Origin of the sequence: Hymenobacter tibetensis (genome assembly GCF_022827545.1) — a bacterium.
GTDB lineage: Bacteria > Bacteroidota > Bacteroidia > Cytophagales > Hymenobacteraceae > Hymenobacter > Hymenobacter tibetensis.
Window position 1 is genome coordinate 5,589,808 of sequence record NZ_CP094669.1, and the last position, 16,365, is coordinate 5,606,172.

General features: G+C 55.9%; 16 protein-coding genes. 6 read left to right on the plus strand and 10 right to left on the minus strand.

The annotated features are described in order from the left end of the window. The first annotated feature begins 245 nt into the window (after positions 1–245). Together MTX78_RS22595 and aspA are read left to right on the plus strand one after the other, a co-directional pair. Positions 246–1,025 (plus strand): DUF547 domain-containing protein, encoded by a 780-nt coding sequence (locus MTX78_RS22595; protein ID WP_243798563.1) that lies wholly within the window; start codon positions 246–248, stop codon positions 1,023–1,025. Positions 1,026–1,220: 195 nt separating this feature from the next. Continuing rightward, positions 1,221–2,627: an aspartate ammonia-lyase gene (aspA, locus tag MTX78_RS22600; protein ID WP_243798564.1), complete on the plus strand. Its 1,407-nt coding sequence runs from the start codon at positions 1,221–1,223 to the stop codon at positions 2,625–2,627. A 74-nt stretch (positions 2,628–2,701) separates the two neighbouring features. Here aspA and MTX78_RS22605 read toward each other — a convergent pair whose 3' ends face one another. The 4 genes from MTX78_RS22605 to MTX78_RS22620 all read right to left on the minus strand — a co-directional run bounded on the left by MTX78_RS22605 (position 2,702) and on the right by MTX78_RS22620 (position 6,710). Further along, positions 2,702–3,247: a GNAT family N-acetyltransferase gene (locus tag MTX78_RS22605; RefSeq protein ID WP_243798566.1), complete on the minus strand. Its 546-nt coding sequence runs from the start codon at positions 3,245–3,247 to the stop codon at positions 2,702–2,704. Between the two features lie 376 nt (positions 3,248–3,623). Beyond that, positions 3,624–4,265 (minus strand): Hsp20/alpha crystallin family protein, encoded by a 642-nt coding sequence (locus tag MTX78_RS22610; protein WP_243798568.1) that lies wholly within the window; start codon positions 4,263–4,265, stop codon positions 3,624–3,626. 162 nt (positions 4,266–4,427) lie between these two features. Beyond that, the gene (locus MTX78_RS22615) at positions 4,428–5,135 is read right to left on the minus strand and encodes a haloacid dehalogenase type II (protein ID WP_243798569.1); all 708 of its coding nucleotides are present in this window, start codon (positions 5,133–5,135) and stop codon (positions 4,428–4,430) included. A gap of 177 nt (positions 5,136–5,312) precedes the next feature. Beyond that, positions 5,313–6,710 (minus strand): TPM domain-containing protein, encoded by a 1,398-nt coding sequence (locus MTX78_RS22620; protein WP_243798571.1) that lies wholly within the window; start codon positions 6,708–6,710, stop codon positions 5,313–5,315. 205 nt (positions 6,711–6,915) lie between these two features. On the opposite strand from MTX78_RS22620, the gene MTX78_RS22625 reads away from it, so the two are divergent. Beyond that, positions 6,916–7,347: a hypothetical protein gene (locus MTX78_RS22625; RefSeq protein ID WP_243798573.1), complete on the plus strand. Its 432-nt coding sequence runs from the start codon at positions 6,916–6,918 to the stop codon at positions 7,345–7,347. A 62-nt stretch (positions 7,348–7,409) separates the two neighbouring features. On the opposite strand, the gene MTX78_RS22630 is transcribed toward MTX78_RS22625, so the two are convergent. Beyond that, positions 7,410–8,459, minus strand: coding sequence for a methyltransferase domain-containing protein (locus tag MTX78_RS22630; RefSeq protein ID WP_243798574.1), 1,050 nt, complete (start codon positions 8,457–8,459; stop codon positions 7,410–7,412). Between the two features lie 188 nt (positions 8,460–8,647). Beyond that, positions 8,648–9,736 carry an exostosin domain-containing protein gene (locus MTX78_RS22635; RefSeq protein ID WP_243798576.1) on the minus strand — a complete coding sequence of 363 codons (1,089 nt, stop codon included), beginning with the start codon at positions 9,734–9,736 and terminating at the stop codon, positions 8,648–8,650. Positions 9,737–10,274: 538 nt separating this feature from the next. Between MTX78_RS22635 and MTX78_RS22640 the strand changes: the two genes are divergently transcribed. From MTX78_RS22640 to MTX78_RS22650, 3 genes are all read left to right on the plus strand, one after another. After that, positions 10,275–10,595 (plus strand): hypothetical protein, encoded by a 321-nt coding sequence (locus MTX78_RS22640; RefSeq protein ID WP_243798578.1) that lies wholly within the window; start codon positions 10,275–10,277, stop codon positions 10,593–10,595. A 206-nt stretch (positions 10,596–10,801) separates the two neighbouring features. Then, positions 10,802–11,203 carry a nuclear transport factor 2 family protein gene (locus MTX78_RS22645; RefSeq protein WP_243798580.1) on the plus strand — a complete coding sequence of 134 codons (402 nt, stop codon included), beginning with the start codon at positions 10,802–10,804 and terminating at the stop codon, positions 11,201–11,203. A gap of 207 nt (positions 11,204–11,410) precedes the next feature. Further along, positions 11,411–11,812, plus strand: a complete 402-nt coding sequence (locus MTX78_RS22650; RefSeq protein WP_243798582.1) for a nuclear transport factor 2 family protein — start codon at positions 11,411–11,413, stop codon at positions 11,810–11,812. A 112-nt stretch (positions 11,813–11,924) separates the two neighbouring features. On the opposite strand, the gene MTX78_RS22655 is transcribed toward MTX78_RS22650, so the two are convergent. From MTX78_RS22655 to MTX78_RS22670, 4 genes are all read right to left on the minus strand, one after another. Further along, positions 11,925–12,812: a DUF5694 domain-containing protein gene (locus MTX78_RS22655; protein ID WP_243798584.1), complete on the minus strand. Its 888-nt coding sequence runs from the start codon at positions 12,810–12,812 to the stop codon at positions 11,925–11,927. Positions 12,813–13,070: 258 nt separating this feature from the next. Continuing rightward, the gene (locus MTX78_RS22660) at positions 13,071–14,528 is read right to left on the minus strand and encodes an arylsulfatase (RefSeq protein ID WP_243798585.1); all 1,458 of its coding nucleotides are present in this window, start codon (positions 14,526–14,528) and stop codon (positions 13,071–13,073) included. Positions 14,529–14,642: 114 nt separating this feature from the next. Further along, positions 14,643–15,671 (minus strand): formylglycine-generating enzyme family protein, encoded by a 1,029-nt coding sequence (locus tag MTX78_RS22665; RefSeq protein WP_243798587.1) that lies wholly within the window; start codon positions 15,669–15,671, stop codon positions 14,643–14,645. A gap of 112 nt (positions 15,672–15,783) precedes the next feature. After that, on the minus strand, positions 15,784–16,239 hold the full coding sequence (locus MTX78_RS22670) for a glycosyl-4,4'-diaponeurosporenoate acyltransferase CrtO family protein (RefSeq protein WP_243798589.1): 456 nt from the start codon (positions 16,237–16,239) through the stop codon (positions 15,784–15,786). Between the last annotated feature and the right edge of the window lie 126 nt (positions 16,240–16,365).

Here is a 16,365-nt window from a genome sequence, read left to right on the forward strand (position 1 = left end):
AGAATGTGCAATAGTCTTCCTAGTATGACATATCAAATAATAGAAACAACTGTTATTTGATATGTCATATTATGCATCATTTCTCATTATGAAATGACTTTCTTATATATGGAACAATATATTAAATGTAATATATATTTAACATTCTAATTATCAGCATTTTACCATATATTTTTATAATATGTCAATTTTGGTTGCTAAGTTGTATTGCACCCTATACAATCTGACTACTGTTTCTTTAATCCATGAAACACACCTACAACTTCCAGACGATTTGGGTACGTGCGGCGCTGATTTTAGTTCTATTCGTAAGTAACCTCACTGTGCAGGCAGGAGGGCCGCCCACATCGGCTCAGGTGACAGCCAGCACTACTGCTTTCCTGAAACGTTTTGTGAACAAGGAAGGTGAAGTGAATTACAAGGCGATTCAGAAAGACCCCAAGCAGCTTGATGCTTTGCTTGATGACATTGCCTCTTTCAGCATGAAAGGTGCTTCGCAGGCAGAACTATATGCATTCTACCTGAATGCGTACAACATCCTAGTTATCGGCGAGATAGTTAGCAACTATCCCGTAACATCGGTGCAGGACATGCCCGGCTTTTTCGACAAAACGCAGATGTTGATCGGCGGCGAGAAAATGACCCTCGACGAGCTAGAGCACAACAAACTACGTAAGCTTTATGACGATCCTCGGCTACACTTTGCCTTGGTGTGCGGTACCACTAGCTGCCCACGCCTAAGCCGCGAAGCCTACATGGGCAAGGAACTGTTTGTGCAACTGAATGCGCAAACCAAGCGCGTACTCACCGACCCTGCTTTCGTGAAAGTAGACGCCGAAGGCAAAACCGTGAAACTACCCGAAATCTTCAAATGGTATGAGTCTGACTTCGGCATGAGTGGCAAAACCGGCGTGGCTTACGTCAACCAGTTCCGCGACGACAAGCGGGTTCCAACGTGGTTCGCAATGGACTACTACACCTACGACTGGAGACTGAACGATCAGAAAGACGACTCGAAGAAATAAATTTGCTTCAGAACCCAGCAAAACCAAGAGCGACACTCGTGCATAGCATGGGTGTCGCTCTTGGTTTTGCTGGGTTTGTGCACTAGCACTTCTTGGCTGGATTCCTGGCGAGGCAGTTGGGTTAGCGGCTTGTATGGTGTGTCTTATCCTAGCTCCGCAGTTTACGTAGAAGACACTCCACCCCTTCCCCCACCAATGCTCACATCCAGACTTGAACACGATTTCCTAGGCGAACGAGCCATTCCGGCTAATGTATACTACGGCATCCAAACGCTCCGGGCGCTGGAAAACTTCAACATTACGGGCATTCCGCTGAAGTCGGAGCCACTCTTTGTGCAAGCGCTTGGCTACGTAAAGAAAGCAGCAGCACTAGCCAACCGCGACATGGGTGTGCTGGACCCAGGTATTGCCGATTGCATCGTCAGGGCTTGTGACCGGGTTATTGCCGGCGAGCTAGACGACCAGTTTCTGACCGACATGATCCAGGGCGGTGCGGGCACGTCCGTCAACATGAACGCCAACGAGGTTATTGCCAATGTAGCGTTGGAGCTAATGGACAAGCCCAAAGGCCAGTATGAGTTCTGCCACCCCAACAACCACGTCAACTGCTCCCAGTCCACCAACGACGCGTACCCCACGGCTTTCCGCATTGCCCTCAACAACAAGTTGGTGAGCTATAGCCAAGCATTAGGGGAGTTGGCCGATGCCTTTGCTGAAAAAGGCGAAGAGTTTCAAAACGTGCTGAAGATGGGCCGCACGCAGCTTCAAGATGCGGTGCCGATGAGCATGGGCGACGAGTTCAAGGCCTTTGCCACCAACTTGCGCGAAGAGTTGCTGCGCATCCAAGACAGCCGCAACCTGATCAGTGAAATCAACATGGGAGCCACGGCCATTGGCACCCGCGTAAATGCTCCTGCTGGCTACGGCGAAAAAGTAACCGAATATCTGCGCGACGTAACGGGACTGGAGTTAGTACTAGCCGGCGACCTTATCGAAGCCACCTACGATACGGGCGCTTACGTGCAGCTATCGGGAGTGTTGAAGCGTACTGCCGTGAAGCTGTCCAAGATCTGCAACGACTTGCGGCTGCTGTCATCGGGCCCTCGTGCGGGCTTGTTTGAAATCAACCTGCCACCGCTACAGCCAGGGTCCAGCATCATGCCGGGCAAGGTCAACCCGGTGGTACCAGAAGTAGTCAACCAGACGGCCTTCTACGTTATCGGCGCCGACTTAACCGTGACGATGGCCGCCGAAGCAGGACAGCTACAACTGAACGTCATGGAGCCTGTCATCTCGTTTGCCCTGTTTACCAGCATCTCTTACCTCACCCGGGCCTGCCATACGCTACGCGAGAAGTGCGTGGTTGGCATCACGGCCAACACCGAGCACGCTGAGAAGCTGGTTCGCAACAGCATTGGCATTGTTACGCAGCTGAACCCGGTGCTTGGCTACGAGACTTCTGCAGAAATAGCGAAAGAGGCCCTGCGCACCGGCAAGAACGTCTACGACATTGCCGTAACGGAGCGCCAATTGCTGACTCAAGCCAAGTGGGATGAAATCTTCACCTTCGAAAACTTGATTCGCCCCCACTTCATCCAGTAGTTCGGGCACTACCGAGCAGCTGTATTGTAGGCCGTTCGGTACACCCCCACTCTCCTACACACTTCCAGTGGCAACTATACCAGAGGAGCCCGCTCCAGCATAATGGTAGGCTGGTCGTGGTAGGTGGTGCGGTGGTACTCTTGGTAGCCGAACTTATGGGCCACGCGTAACGAAGCCTTGTTTTTAGGATGGATGATACACACAGTACGGACGGAGCCAAAATGCCCGTCGGCCCACGCGAGGGCAGCTTCTACGGCCTCGGTGGCGTATCCCTGCCCGTGTGCTTGCCCTGCCAGCACCCAACCGATTTCCGGCGCACCGTTGCTGGCCGGCTTGATGTTGCGCTTGGGGTCGGCAAAGCCCACCACTCCAATAAAACGGCCCGTAGCCTTTTCTTCTACGGCCCAAAAGCCGTAGCCCATCAATGTCCAGTGCCCGATGCTACGGAGCAAGGTGCCCCACACTTCTTCTTCGAGCATCGGCCGCGGGCTCAGGTAGCGGTACACTTGGGGGTCGGCCCACATGGTTACGTACTCTGCGAAATCCGTGGGCTTGTAGCCGCGCAGTAGCAGCCGAGTGGTTTCTAGAACTGGAACTTGTTGAATAGAAGTACTAACCATAGATGCATAAGGGAATCCAAAGAAGCAATTGTTGGCTCCGGGTGGGCTAAAGTAAGCACCACGGAGAATAATAATTTGAGTGGGGTACTTCAAACAAAATAAAGAAATTGTTGAGTGGCTTTGGCTCTCTATCCTTAGCCCGAAATAAGACAATGCCTTATGTCCTATGGATCAGCTTCAACGCAACCCAACCTGATAATCAATTAGTTGCTGAAAGAGCCACTCAAACGTCCAGACTACGCCGCAAGCAACGACAATAAAAGAGGCTTAAGCCTGTAATTTTCAATGGTTTATATTTCAATTGATAGTAAAACAACAAGCCTTTCCGCAGTGCGGAAAGGCTTGTTGTTTGTAAGGGCGGATATAAGCTACTGATTTAGGAGCCGGCCCCCGCGCTATGAGGGTGGCCGTTCATTTCAACAACCTGGCCGGCAGAGTTACTTTTCTTTCGTGTGTCATTGCTGGTGTTGCTCTGCCCGTTGTTGCCAATGCCTGACACCGCTACGTCGGTAGCTTGCTGGCTTACACGCTCCGACAACTGACCATTGCTAGCCCCGTTGTTGCCGGTAGTGCTCTGCCCACCGCGCACCTGGATTTGGTGGCGCATCGTTTTCTGCTCGTCTTTCGGTACGCTCACGCGCAGCATCCCATCCTCGAACGACGCTTCGATACGGCCCGCATCCACAGTATCGGGTAGCTGGAACGAGCGTTGGAAAGAGCCAAACGAACTTTCCACCATGTGGTAGCGCCGTTGGTTTTGCTCGTTGCGGAACTGTCGCTCTCCGGCAATGGTCAGGCGGCCTTGGTGGAAATCCACCTTGATGTCTTCCCGCTTCATGCCTGGCAGAGCGGCTTCTATTTCATAACTCTTCTCTGTTTCGTAGGCGTCGACGTGGGGCGAGAAGCTGTTGACACGTCCCCGTGAGGCCAGCGAATCGTTGAAGAACCGGTCGAGCATCGTACTGAAGTTCGACGATGCCAAGTCAGAAAATGAATCTTGATATTTTTGAATAGACATGACGTTGAGAGTTTAGGTGAAACAAACAACGATGCCGTTTACGATTCGAAAAAAAAGCAGGTTTCACCGTCAAAAGCTTTTTTTGAGCCATTGAGATGCATTTTTAGCGGCTACTTCAAGTCCTGGTTTTCAATGGTAGGCCCGGGCCACGAGGCCACCGCCCTAGCTTGCTTGTTGCTTGATAATCTGCCGGGCTACTTCCACTAGCGTTTTGCCTTGGTAGGTGGGAGGCGGCGCCAGCGGATACAGCTCCTGTCCGGGCCGTGCAACAAAGCCAGCAGCCAAGCCCGCGTGCATGGCCCCCGCTACATCCCAGCCGTGGGCGGCTATCAGCATGGCTTCCTGTGGCTGCACGCCCAACGTTTGAATAGCAGCCGCATAGGTGTCGAGGTGGGGCTTGTAGCGCTGGCTAGCTTCAATGCTTAAGCCTTGCTCGAAGTACTGCATGATACGGGCATAACGCAACTGCTCGTCTAGCACTGCACGTGGCGAATTGGTGAAGGCAACCAGACGAATCCCAAGATCCAGCAACATTTCCAGGCCCGGCACTACATCCTTGTGCGGTGGCAACTCGGTGAGCAGCTGCACTATTTCGCGCTTCTTATCCGGCTTGAGGCATTTCTCTTCTAGTTTCTCGGCGGCCATATCGAGGGCCGCCTCGGCAATGCTGCCAAACGGGTGGTAGGAACCCGTTACGGTATCAACCAGTGAGTATTGCAGCAGCAAGCCAAACCATTGCTTGAAGGCAAACTTGTTGCCGAAGGCTTTGGTGACTGCGCGCTTCAACTTACTCATATCCAACAAGGTCTCGTTGACATCAACCAAGATAACCTTGGGGTGCAACGGCCGAACCGCAAGAAGACTTTCCATACACACGCTTTTAGCAGCCCAGCACTAAGCCGCACTCAACACCGCATACGCACACCCGGCATCCAAGTAAGGAACTCAGTGAATTTTCAAGCGTAACTACGTGCTTTTCGATTACTCATCAAACAAAGCAGCCGCCCGTATGGGCGGCTGCGTGAAGCACTGGCAAACGCACGGAACTTACCAAGAACCACTATTGTCGTCGTCGCTGTCGAAACCACCACCTCCGGTGTCGTCCGACGACATGTCATCGTACGACGAATTATCGTCGGAAGAGAAATAGTCGGGGGAAGAGTTATCGAGAGAGTCGTCTTGCGAGAAGTAATCGGGGGCAGCTTCGTTGGAGTCGCCGCCTTGCAAGGCAGGAAAGTCATCTGCCGACCCTCCGGCCCCGCCCGCCAAGCCGGCGCCCCCGGCTAAACCTGCCGCACCGGCTGCGCCTGGGTCGAGGGAAGAGGGCGCGTTACCGTCGCCTGTCAGCCCGTGGCCAGAGTCGTTGTGCCCTGCTGAAGCCATTCGGTTGCCTAGGTACGCGCCGGCTGCCGCCGCTGCACCGGTTGCCAAAATGCCGCCCATGCCGCTGCCTATGCCACCGCCCATGGTACTACCCATACCGCCCCCCATGTTGTTGTTGCCCATACCGGGCCCACGGTTGCCATAGAAGTCGGGGCCTTGTTGTTGGGGAGGCACTCCTCCTCTATTTTGATTTTGGTTGCCCATGGGGCCAGTGGGGCGGTTGCCCAAGAAGTCGGGTGCATTGCTGGGTGCGGCAGCGGCCGCTGAACGGCGCTTAAACAACCGCACCAATCCCCACAATACGCCCCCGATCAGGAGGGCACCGATGGCGAGTGTCCCGAGGCCAAGGCCCGACGACTCGGGTGCAGGCACCGAAGACTGGGGCGAGAAAGGCTCCGTTGTGGGAGTATTGTCGGTGGCGGCTAGGTCTTGATTTAGGGTAGCTCCCCCACTACTAGCAGCAGCCCCTGCCGTTCCCGTTGCAGCAGAACCCGGTTCAACGGCAGCAGCCGGTTGATTTTTCTGCGGGTTGGAATCTGGGTTAGCGGCCAGCATCAGGGTGTTGAGGCCCGTCCGCAGCCCGGCAAAGTAGTTGCCTTTCTTGAAGCCCGGCGTCATTTGCTCGTTGATAACGCGTGCTGTCAGCTCGGGGGTGATGACACTCTGCAACCCTGATCCTGGCTGCACGGTAACTTTGCGCTCTTGTCCGGAGAGCAGTACCACTATCCCGTTGTTTTTTTCACGTTGGCCTACTCCCCAAGCTTCCCCGAGCGCCCGGCCGTAGTCGGCCACTGTGCGGCCACCGAGCGTAGGCACGGTGACTACCACAATTTGGGTTCCGGTGTTGTCGGCGTAGCGGCGCAGGCCATTTTCCAGGCTCTTGGCATCGGCGGTACTCAGCAGCTTGGCCTCATCGGTCACAAACCGGAAGGGCGAAGGCCGGGCTGGTAATCCTTCAGCTGCTTGGGCGGTAGCCTGAACAGTTGATTGTGCGCTTGCTGTTGCAGGCAACCGTAGCTCGGTTGAGGCCAACAGCAACAGAAGAAACAGGAAGCGTTGCATAGCGTACAGGTGTAGAGTGGGGAGAGCACCTTACAAAGCAGGTGTATCGGCCTTCTACGGGCTGCGGCGCTGCAACAGCTATCCTTACTGCCCCAAATCCACTGGATTTTATCCTGATCAAGTAAGCTGCCACATGGGGGCAGGCACTATATAAACAAGGGCATTACCCGCATTTAGGCAACTACACTTATTACTTTTGTGCTTGATGAAGCAAACTTCACCTCGTAACGCTTACTTTAAAAACAATGCTGGAAGCTTGTCAGAAGAACCCGCAGGCTTTCTGCGAGCTGTCTGGACCAGCAACCCACGTCAGCTATCCGAAACCCAGACCCTGTTTACGCACATGCTGCACGCGTTGCAACGCAACCACTGGAGCCGGATTTTAATCAATCAGGTAGACATGCTCCCGTTTTCGCTGGAAGAGCAAAAATGGGTGGCGCAGGAATGGCTACCACTAGCCGGGCAAACCGGCTACCGCTACGGAGCTGTTGTTGTTTCTCACAACGTGATGGTACGCTTGGCTACTGCTTATATCACCACGCACGTTCTGGGCCGCCCCCTAACCTACCGGTCGTTCGAGGTGGAAGCGGAGGCAACCGCCTGGCTACTACAGCAGCCCAATTCGCCGCCGCAGTAGCCATTTCCCGGTTCCTATACGTTGTAGCACTAGGTCTTACCTAGCAAGTAGGCAACGACACGCTAGCAGCCGCAACCAGCAGCCACCTCACCAGAGGCAGCAGCGGCCGGGGCTGGGCCACAGTCGAACAGGCCAAAGTGCCGGTTCTTGTTGCCAACCACCTGAAAATAGGGTGCATAGCGGGTCTCCGCTACCATGGCGGCGGTGTTGCCACACACCAGCATCGGGCGGCCCGTCTCGAAGGTGTGGTGGTCGTCGAGGACGAATTGGTGGGGCTGGCCTGGCACCGTACCCAAATAAGTAGCTACTTGGCCGTAATCCTCGCAACGGTCTTCCAGGTCAAGCTTGAAGGCGCGCACCGTGAACGAGTAGAACCCAATATTGCCCACTTTCGCTTCGATGTCGGGGTTGTTGATGGTAAGGCGGCGGCTGGCAAACAGCCGGTAGTCGGAGACGCCAAGGCGCATGAGCAGCCGCCGGAAGTCCTCGGTGTAGAGGGCGCCGCTCAGGCACTCGCCGTACAGTACGGGGTCTTGGCGCAACGCTTCTGGTACGCGACGGTCGGCAAACACGTCGGCGATAAACAGCTCACCACCAGGCTTAAGCACCCTGAATATTTCGCGGTACGTTGCTTCTTTATCGGTGCTGAGGTTGAGTACGCAGTTGCTCACCACCAAATCCACGCTATTGTCAGGCAAGCCGGCAGCCTGCAAGTCCTCGATGTAGCCGTGGCGAAACTCTACGTTGGGTTGGGCATAGCCGAACTGCACCGTGTGGGTATCCACGTGGCGGCGGGCTACGGCCAGTTGCTCTTCGGTCATGTCCACGCCAATCACGCGGCCCGACTCCCCAACCAGCTTCGAGAGCAGAAACGCATCACGACCGGAGCCGCTGCCTAAATCCAGCACCGTGCATCCTTCAATGGCATCAGGTACGCATACCCCGCAACCGTAGTATTTCTCTAGCACCTCGGGGGCTAACTGAGCCAGGATCCGGCGGTGCGCCAGCGGAATATCGTCGGTACAGCAGGCATTGGTAAGCAGGTCCTGGTTGGTTTCCAATTGGGCACCGTAGTAGTCCTGTACTTGGGCGTGGGTGGTGGAAGTTTGCATAAGGGAATGATAGGGAAAATAACCTACGCGTACAACCAGCTCGCTGGATGTTAGTTGCAACATCTTTAACGCAACACCACAGAGGCCCGCAAACGAGCCGCTGCTAAGGTAGCAACAAGCCAACCCCTTCCCGAAAGCAACACGGCTTTCAAAAAGGGGCATAGCAACAGCAAACTGGGGAGTACAACCTAGAGGTTGACGAAATGATCAAGGCGCTTGAAGAACCCAACCGGCGACAGATACTCTTCCCACACCTTGCGGGCGTTCTTCTGCATCTCAATGAAGTCCTCGTTGGAGATGTTTCGGTGAAACTCCGCTACCACGTCCCCTATCCGGTCGATATCCTTCTCTTCAACCCACACGCAATACTTCTTCCAGTCGATTATATCGTCGAAAGGCAGGGTGCTGTCGGTGTTTACAAAAACCGGAATTCGGCCGCAGCACAAGGTCTCGAAGAACCGAATGGAATTGTTGCCAAGCCCACGGACACACAGAGTGTAGTCGCTCTCCAAGATGTTCTCAACAAAGTTCTTCCGGAAATCAACGTTGTCTTCGGCAGTGTCGCCGGTGTTCAGGCCTTGCGGCCCGAACGCGAAGTTGCTTTTCAGGATAAAGTTCTGAACGATCTTGCTGGACTTTTGGAGCCCAATAATGGCTCTGGCACGGTAGGAGTGCGCTATCCGGTGCGGATAGTTCTGCAGTATGCCAGCGTAGTTGGCAACCAGCTTCACAATGCTTATCACCTTCTCTTTGCCCATACTGATATTCAGCGGGGGCGCGTAGCCGCAAAATCCGATTACTGGCTTGTCTCCTTTGTTGCGGATGCGTAGTTCGTTGTTGTTGTATTTAGCCAGAAAGTCCTCGAAAAAGTGCGGCCAGGGGTGCTGGTTTTCGGGCTGTTTCGACTTATCGATGGCACTGTTGAAGATGATAGAGTTTTTAACGGGGATGTTAACGTCCGTTTTATCGTGGCCCGCGAAGATGAGTATCCGCTTGTTGTGGCTTTCTACTTTCTCTATGAAGGGCGCGACCTGTTTTTCAAACCCTTTCTGATCTTGCAATACGTCATAAAAGATGGGCAGCAAGCAGGCATCACATTCTTCGATGCTCGTGAGTTCCAGAAAATCCTTGCCTGTCCGCGCGTATTCATCAAATCGGCCGTGTCTAACTGATCCTGATTCGTCCTCCTTATTGGAGTACCCCGTGAAGGGCACCATTATCTCAACCGGATAGCCTTTGTCGAGAAGGCTTAGATCTGTATGGAGCTTAAGTTTCATGCGTATAAGACTGAATTTTAAGGCTTTAGCCTTGTTCGGGTCTTGAGTGTACTGAGCGTAGGGCAGGAATTGGGAGGCGGGGAGCAGGCAAAAACCACTTGCACTTCGCTTACCGAAACCAACCGGAGCCGGTAGGTTTTTGGTAGGACGCAAGGAGGATAATGAGACAAATATACGGGCGCTTTTGTATTTACACTTAGAATCAGATAATAACGTATAATTTATGTACAAAGATGAAGACGAATACGGTTCCTTGAAAAATAGCATTCCCCTATTCTACCACCTGCCTCCTGACCACATACCCCAACTTTTGTTTCACCAACACGTGCTTACGAACCCATTTCCTCGAGGGGTATTCGTGGGCGCTGCCACCTGAAAATAGCAGCGCTTGCAAGGCCCGCAAGCTAAACATGTGCCGGCATTAATTCGTACGATTAGGCAGGTAACTTCTGCGCTTGGCGTGCTCACTAGAGCGGTTAGATACTTGCCCATTTCCCTGCCTGATAGCCGAGCTTTTCCTCTCTAGCCTGCCCACCCTATGTTCCGCTGCTCCTTCCTACTACTGCTAAGCTTCATGACGGGCACTGCGGGTGCTCAAAACCGTGCGCCCGTCGAGGCCACTCGCCGCAACCCCACAGAGCGGGTCAGCCCGCTGCCCGGCGTCACGCTGCCGGCGGGTGTAGGCCAAGACAAAGCGGAGCCAGTGCCGGCTCCCACGCAAGTTCGGCCCAACGGCACGCTGCCGTTGCCAGCATTCCCGCGGGGCAACGTAACCGTGGGGCCTGTAGACTCCGGCCAGGTGCAGCCAGCAACTCGCCGCGCTGCGCCGTCTGCTCCGCCACGAAGAAAACTTCCTTAAGCTTTTACGGTTTCTGCCTGACCAGTTTCGGCCGTCGTTAGCCCAACTCTTGCTGCGCCCCTCAGGCCCAGTGGTTTTGGGCTGCTTCTGTATTCGCTGCCCGGGTGTAGCGCCTTGTTTGGGTAGTAAAACGAATACAGTTGTAGCAAAGCCTTGCTGCTCCGCTTTCCAGTATCTTGCATGGCCTCCCACTCACTTCTGTTTCAATGAACGCGCAGTTTGACGTTATCAACCAGTATTTCCATCTAGTTGAATCTTTGAATATCGATCCAGCTGCCTTTGCTGCCGTATTGCACCCAGAGGTAGAGCAAATCGAATTTCCGAATGCTATCTACCGAAGCACGCAGTACCGCTCTTTTGACGACGTGATGAGCCAGGTGCGCATGGGCCGCGAACTGCTGCGCAATACCTCGTTCGAGGTGCACCATACCCACACCAACGCCGACGGCAGCATACTGGTAGAAGGCCTTTGGCAGGCCATAGCAGTGAACGACGTGGCCGGCCTGACACGGGGACAGCAAATGATTGCGCACGTGTGCATGATCTTCGAGTTCAAAGAAGACCGTATTTATCGGCAGCGGCGCTACACCTGCTACCAGATGGAGTAGCCGACTACACACTACACGTACTTATTGAAAAGCCACGAGCAGCCCCGACACCCACTTACGGCTGTCGGGGCTGCTTGTCGCCTGCATGGTGTGTTACCACTAGCGTATGGGCGGGCAGCCTGTTGCTTTTTTGTTTCGGCAACTAGTGGCTTGGCAGTGGCCCTTTCCCAGTATCTTGCACGCATTCTAGACTCTGTTATCTCTCGTATGAAAGAGCCGCTCGACGTTATCAATTTCTACTTTAGCCTCGTTCAATCGTTCAGCACCGACCCGGCGGCATATGCCACCGTATTGCACCCGGAAGTAGAGCAAATCGAGTATCCTAGCCTGCTCCACCGAACCATTCAGCGGCGTTCCTTCACCGATATTATCGACAACATCCGGATAGGCCGGGAACTACTCCGCGACCCTTCCTTCGACGTACAGAAAACGCACATTGGGGCCGATGGCATCATAATGATAGAAGGGCTTTGGCAGGCAACCACCGTTAGTGATGCCGCCGCGCTGCTCCGGGGGCAACGCCTTGCCTCGCAACTCTGCCTGATCTTTGAATTCAAAGACGGGAAGATTTATCGGCAGCGCCGTTATCCTTGCTTCAACCAGTTTTAGCAGGCGTAGGCTTGCTCTGGCTAGCAACTACAGCTAGTGCCTGCCTTTCCAGCCCGTGGCAAGGCAGGCGCTAGCTGTAGTTGCTTTTATTCTGCTGCCGCTGCCTAGTGTACTATGGCTTCAGGTATTTCGAGGCTTCCACCACCTGATAAGCCGGGTCGGTGCGGAAGATGCCTTGCAGGGAGCCGATGTGGCGCGCCCCAATGATGGTTAGGATACGGGCGCTGCGCGTAGCCAGTTGCGTGGTAACTATGTTGGAGTAAATCTTCAAGTCGCGGTTGTAGATGACCGAGATGAACTCTGCCCCCACGTAGTGCGGACTCACAAACGATGAATCCACCATGGGGTCGGGTTTCAGGGTGCCATCGGTTACGCGGGCGGGGGTGCGGTACACTAGCGTATGTAGCTGGTGCAGCAACACGGGGCTGTTGGTAAAGCATAGCAGGCCACCCATGGTCAGGCTACCGGCTTCCCACTTCTGCAACACGGGCGCACCGTACGCCCGGTGTTCGGTGGTAGCATCCTGGTAGAGGTTAATGTTGGTGCCTTCGTGCAGGATGCTTTGGGAAGTCCCACCGGGGGCATTCACGCAGTGGATGCGTTCTACACCCATCCGCTTGCCCACTACAAAGCCAAGCTGATACGTTTCGGAGCGGCCGTTGGGCAGGGTGCGTAAGTCGAGTTTGCCTTCCCGGTACAGGGCATACAGGCTGTCGATGCGGGCCTGCCGCTCGGGCAGCTCTTCCACCAGTATGGCATCGGGCCGAAACCGTTGCAGCTGGTCGCAGACGGCCGCCAACTCTGCTTGGCGCTTGGGCGTGAGTACGTCGGTATTGGGGTTGGCGGGCTTGTAGACCTGAACCAGGTGAGGCCCGCCAACCATCATGATGGCAACAGGAGCCGCGCTGGCCGCCGTGCCTGCTACCGGCTGGTTTTTGGTGGTAGTGCAGCCGGTCAGACTAGTTAGCGCAACAAGACAAGGCAACAGGAATCGACGCATAGGGAGCGGGAAAAGCGGCGCAGGAAGTGCGCCTCGTTTAGTACCTACTCATGACGCCGCCAAGCGCCCCAGCCGTTGCCTTCGCCAGATTGAAAAGTAGCAACTCCTTGGGTTTGCTGTGCACCAAGCCAGCCTACAAGGCAGCTTGTGCGCTACCTACGCTAGCCGTTTTCGGTATCCTATGTCGCCCCACAGATGCTCGATTGGGGGCAAGGCCTGCCCAGGCGTTTGCTTGCCCTTCGTGCGGGTAGGTGGCGCTTAATCCCCGTTGGACTTCTTGGCCACGAACTGAAACGCCGGGGATGGCACGTGCTCCTTGGTGAAGATTTGCTCGAAGCGCGCCACCACGTCCGGATGCTGCTTCGCTACGTCGTGCCGCTCCGAGGGGTCGGCTGTCAAATCGTACAGCTCCATAGGGCCGTTAGGTGCTGTAGCCATGTTCAGGCGCACCGCTTTCCATTGTTGCATGCGGGCCGCCACCTTGCCGCCCTGCTCGTAAAATTCCCAGTACAGATACGGGTGTTGTTGCTGGGTGCCCTTGCCCGTTAGCGTGGGCACCACGGATACGCCGTCGATGCGGGTCGGATTTTTCACGCCGGCCAGTTCCGTGAAGGTGGGCAGCATATCCCAGAAGGCTATCATCTGACTGGACACCACCCCTGGTTTCACGTGGCCGGGCCAGCGGACAACAAACGGCATCCGAATACCGCCTTCGTATAAGTCGCGTTTCAGGCCGCGGAAGCCCCCGCTGCTGTTGAAATAGGCAGAGTTCTTCCCGCCCTCGTCCGACGGCCCGTTGTCGGAGGTGAACACCACGATGGTGTTGTCGTCGAGGTGCAGCTGCTTGAGTTTGGCCATGATTTGCCCCACCTGGTCGTCGAGCACCAGTACCATGGCCGCGAAGGCCGCTTGTGGGTAGGGCTGCGAGAGGTACGGCCCCGATTTGGCGAAGCCAGGAGCTGCGGTATCAGGCCCGATGTACGGCTTTTCGGGCCCGAACTTGCCGATGGTGCGTTTCATGTGCGCCGGGGGTGCTACCATTTCCGCGTGCGGAATAACCGTCGTGACGAACAAGGCAAAGGGCTGGTCTTTGTGCTGGTCGATGAAAGCCAGCGTTTTCTGGTGAATCAAATCCGGGGCATAGGTAACCGAGCGGCCACCCCGGTTTTCCGGCAGCATAATTTTCTCTCGGTTGTGCCACAAGTGGTAGGGGTAGTAGTTGTGGGCCAGGGTTTGGCTGTTGTAGCCGAAGAACTCGTCTAAGCCCTTGTTCACTGGGTCGCCGCTCGTGCCGGGGCCACCCAGCCCCCACTTGCCGAAGCACCCGGTGGCATAACCGGCCTGTTTCAGCAGCTGCGGAATAAGTACGCTGGAATCGGGCAGCGGATATTGTCCTTCCGGCGGTACCGCTATGTTGCCCCGAACGGGCGTACGCCCGGTGTGCTGCCCAGTAAACAGCGACGACCGGGACGGCGAGCAAACTGCCGTGCCAGCATAAGCCTGCGTGAACTTCATGCCCTCCGTGGCCAGCCGGTCGATGTGCGGAGTGCGGAACCGCTGCTGGCCGTAGCAGCTGACGTCACCGTATCCCAAGTCATCGGCCAGAATAAAAACAATGTTCGGGGGGCGTTTAACTTGGCGCTGTGTTTGGGTGAAAGCCACGCCGCAACATGTGCTTACCAGCAACAGGATCAAGGTGGTATACTTTCTGTTCATGCGCATATCAAGAAGGAAACAGGCGGTTCCGATGGTCGTTGTCGGTCCTGAAGATCAATTAATTTCATGAAATTTACCCGTACGCCAGAGGAAGCTTAGTGTACTGCTGAGCTGCTACTCCACGTCCTTTGCGCACCGGAACCCCAGGTTGTTCGAGGCACTGCGGACTTCGCCTTTGCCGCGGCTGCCGGCTTTGTACCGGATGCAATACTGGTCGCTGCACAGGAAGGAGCCGCCGCGTTGCACACGTTTCACTAGGCCCGGCTCCTCGGGGTCGTAGCTGTCGGGGGGGCCTGGCGGATTTGCGGCCGGGCTGGTCTGGTAGTAATCGGGGCGGTAATAGTCGTTGCACCACTCCCACACGTTGCCTTCCATGTCGTAGACACCTAGGCTATTGGGTGGAAACGATTTCACGGGCGCCACGCCCACAAAGCCATCGGCGCGGGTGTTGCCGGCAGGGAAGTCGCCTTGGAAGATGTTGGCTTTCCAGTGGCCGCCGGGAGCTAGGTCTTCGCCCCAGTAATATGCTGCCGTTGTGCTTTTTCCGGCGCGGGCGGCGCACTCCCATTCGGCCTCGGTGGGCAGGCGTTTGCCAGCCCAGCGGGCGTACGCCAGGGCATCATCATAACACACCTGCACCACGGGGTCGTTGTCGTGCCCGACGATGCTGCTGCCGGGGCCCAGCGGATGCCGCCAGTTGGCCCCGGCCACGTAGCGCCACCATTGCCCCGGGTCTGCGAGTGAAGCAGGTTGCTCAGGTTTCGAGAAAACAGCGGAGCCTGCTACCAGCTGCGCCGCCGGCACCCCCGGAAACTCTTCGGCGCTGGGTTTCTGCTCGGCCACCGTTACGTAGTGCGTAGAAGCTACGAAGGCGGCAAATTCGGCATTGGTTACTTCGTGCTCGTCCAGCAAAAAGGACTTTACACGTACCTCATGCACAGGCGACGCATCCGGAAAGGCTGGGTCGTTGGAGCCCATCGAGAACCGGCCGCCGGGCACCACTACCATGGACGTGGCCGCCGCTGGCAGTTTCGCGGCCGGTGGCTGGCTTGGGGTATCGTCGTCGGAGGTAGTGCTGGTGCAACTGCTGCCTAGTACTAGCAAGCCCGCACCCATCAACAGCCAGTAGGTAAGAGAAGCCATGTGCGCTCGGGGGTGAACGGTGAGTAGCTGCCGGTGCGGGTAGTAGCAAGGTAGTCGCAGTCGGCGGGTGGTAAAGAACGGCAAAGAAGGACGCAAAAGCTTCCCGATGCCGTTAGTTGCGTGGCGGTTGTTTCAGAGGCCGCGCCGCCGCAGATGCTACCAACCGCAGCCGCAGGTACTGTTGCAGCCAGATGGGGTACAGGTTGTAGCCGATGTTGAGCACTGCCAGCACCGCTGCCCACCCCCACTGGCTTTGGACGGCCGCATACCCGCTGGTAAACAGAAAAAACAACAGTGCCGCCACATGAAACCGCTCCATGTGGTAGCTGTTGCCCACCACCGCGGCCACCGAACGGCGACTGTGCACCCGACGGTAGTGCGGGTAGTGGCGCCGAATCAGCGCATTCACCAGCGCCCCATCCTGCGCTACTCGGTTAACAACCGGCACCCCCAGTTGCCGATATACTACTGAACTTTCACTCAGCTGCCAATACCGAAACCACGCCCGAGGCACTGCATACGCCAGCAAACTCAGACCCAATAGCCCCACCAGCCACGGCCGCGCCATATACTGGTATCAAAACACCGTCAGCGGCACCAGTGCCAATACCGACCACACCACCGACGGCACGGCATTGTAGAACGCTAGCAAGCTAGCCGCCGGGGCATCGTTTCGGGTAGGTGCCATAGCAGC

Coding starts and splice junctions, on each gene's coding strand:
- MTX78_RS22670 (WP_243798589.1), bottom strand. CDS start 16,239: ATGGCGCGGCCGTGGCTGGTGGGGCTATTGGGTCTGAGTTTGCTGGCG.
- MTX78_RS22625 (WP_243798573.1), top strand. CDS start 6,916: ATGAAGCAAACTTCACCTCGTAACGCTTACTTTAAAAACAATGCTGGA.
- MTX78_RS22665 (WP_243798587.1), bottom strand. CDS start 15,671: ATGGCTTCTCTTACCTACTGGCTGTTGATGGGTGCGGGCTTGCTAGTA.
- MTX78_RS22640 (WP_243798578.1), top strand. CDS start 10,275: ATGTTCCGCTGCTCCTTCCTACTACTGCTAAGCTTCATGACGGGCACT.
- MTX78_RS22660 (WP_243798585.1), bottom strand. CDS start 14,528: ATGAACAGAAAGTATACCACCTTGATCCTGTTGCTGGTAAGCACATGT.
- MTX78_RS22630 (WP_243798574.1), bottom strand. CDS start 8,459: ATGCAAACTTCCACCACCCACGCCCAAGTACAGGACTACTACGGTGCC.
- MTX78_RS22615 (WP_243798569.1), bottom strand. CDS start 5,135: ATGGAAAGTCTTCTTGCGGTTCGGCCGTTGCACCCCAAGGTTATCTTG.
- MTX78_RS22620 (WP_243798571.1), bottom strand. CDS start 6,710: ATGCAACGCTTCCTGTTTCTTCTGTTGCTGTTGGCCTCAACCGAGCTA.
- MTX78_RS22610 (WP_243798568.1), bottom strand. CDS start 4,265: ATGTCTATTCAAAAATATCAAGATTCATTTTCTGACTTGGCATCGTCG.
- MTX78_RS22650 (WP_243798582.1), top strand. CDS start 11,411: ATGAAAGAGCCGCTCGACGTTATCAATTTCTACTTTAGCCTCGTTCAA.
- aspA (WP_243798564.1), top strand. CDS start 1,221: ATGCTCACATCCAGACTTGAACACGATTTCCTAGGCGAACGAGCCATT.
- MTX78_RS22595 (WP_243798563.1), top strand. CDS start 246: ATGAAACACACCTACAACTTCCAGACGATTTGGGTACGTGCGGCGCTG.
- MTX78_RS22635 (WP_243798576.1), bottom strand. CDS start 9,736: ATGAAACTTAAGCTCCATACAGATCTAAGCCTTCTCGACAAAGGCTAT.
- MTX78_RS22605 (WP_243798566.1), bottom strand. CDS start 3,247: ATGGTTAGTACTTCTATTCAACAAGTTCCAGTTCTAGAAACCACTCGG.
- MTX78_RS22655 (WP_243798584.1), bottom strand. CDS start 12,812: ATGCGTCGATTCCTGTTGCCTTGTCTTGTTGCGCTAACTAGTCTGACC.
- MTX78_RS22645 (WP_243798580.1), top strand. CDS start 10,802: ATGAACGCGCAGTTTGACGTTATCAACCAGTATTTCCATCTAGTTGAA.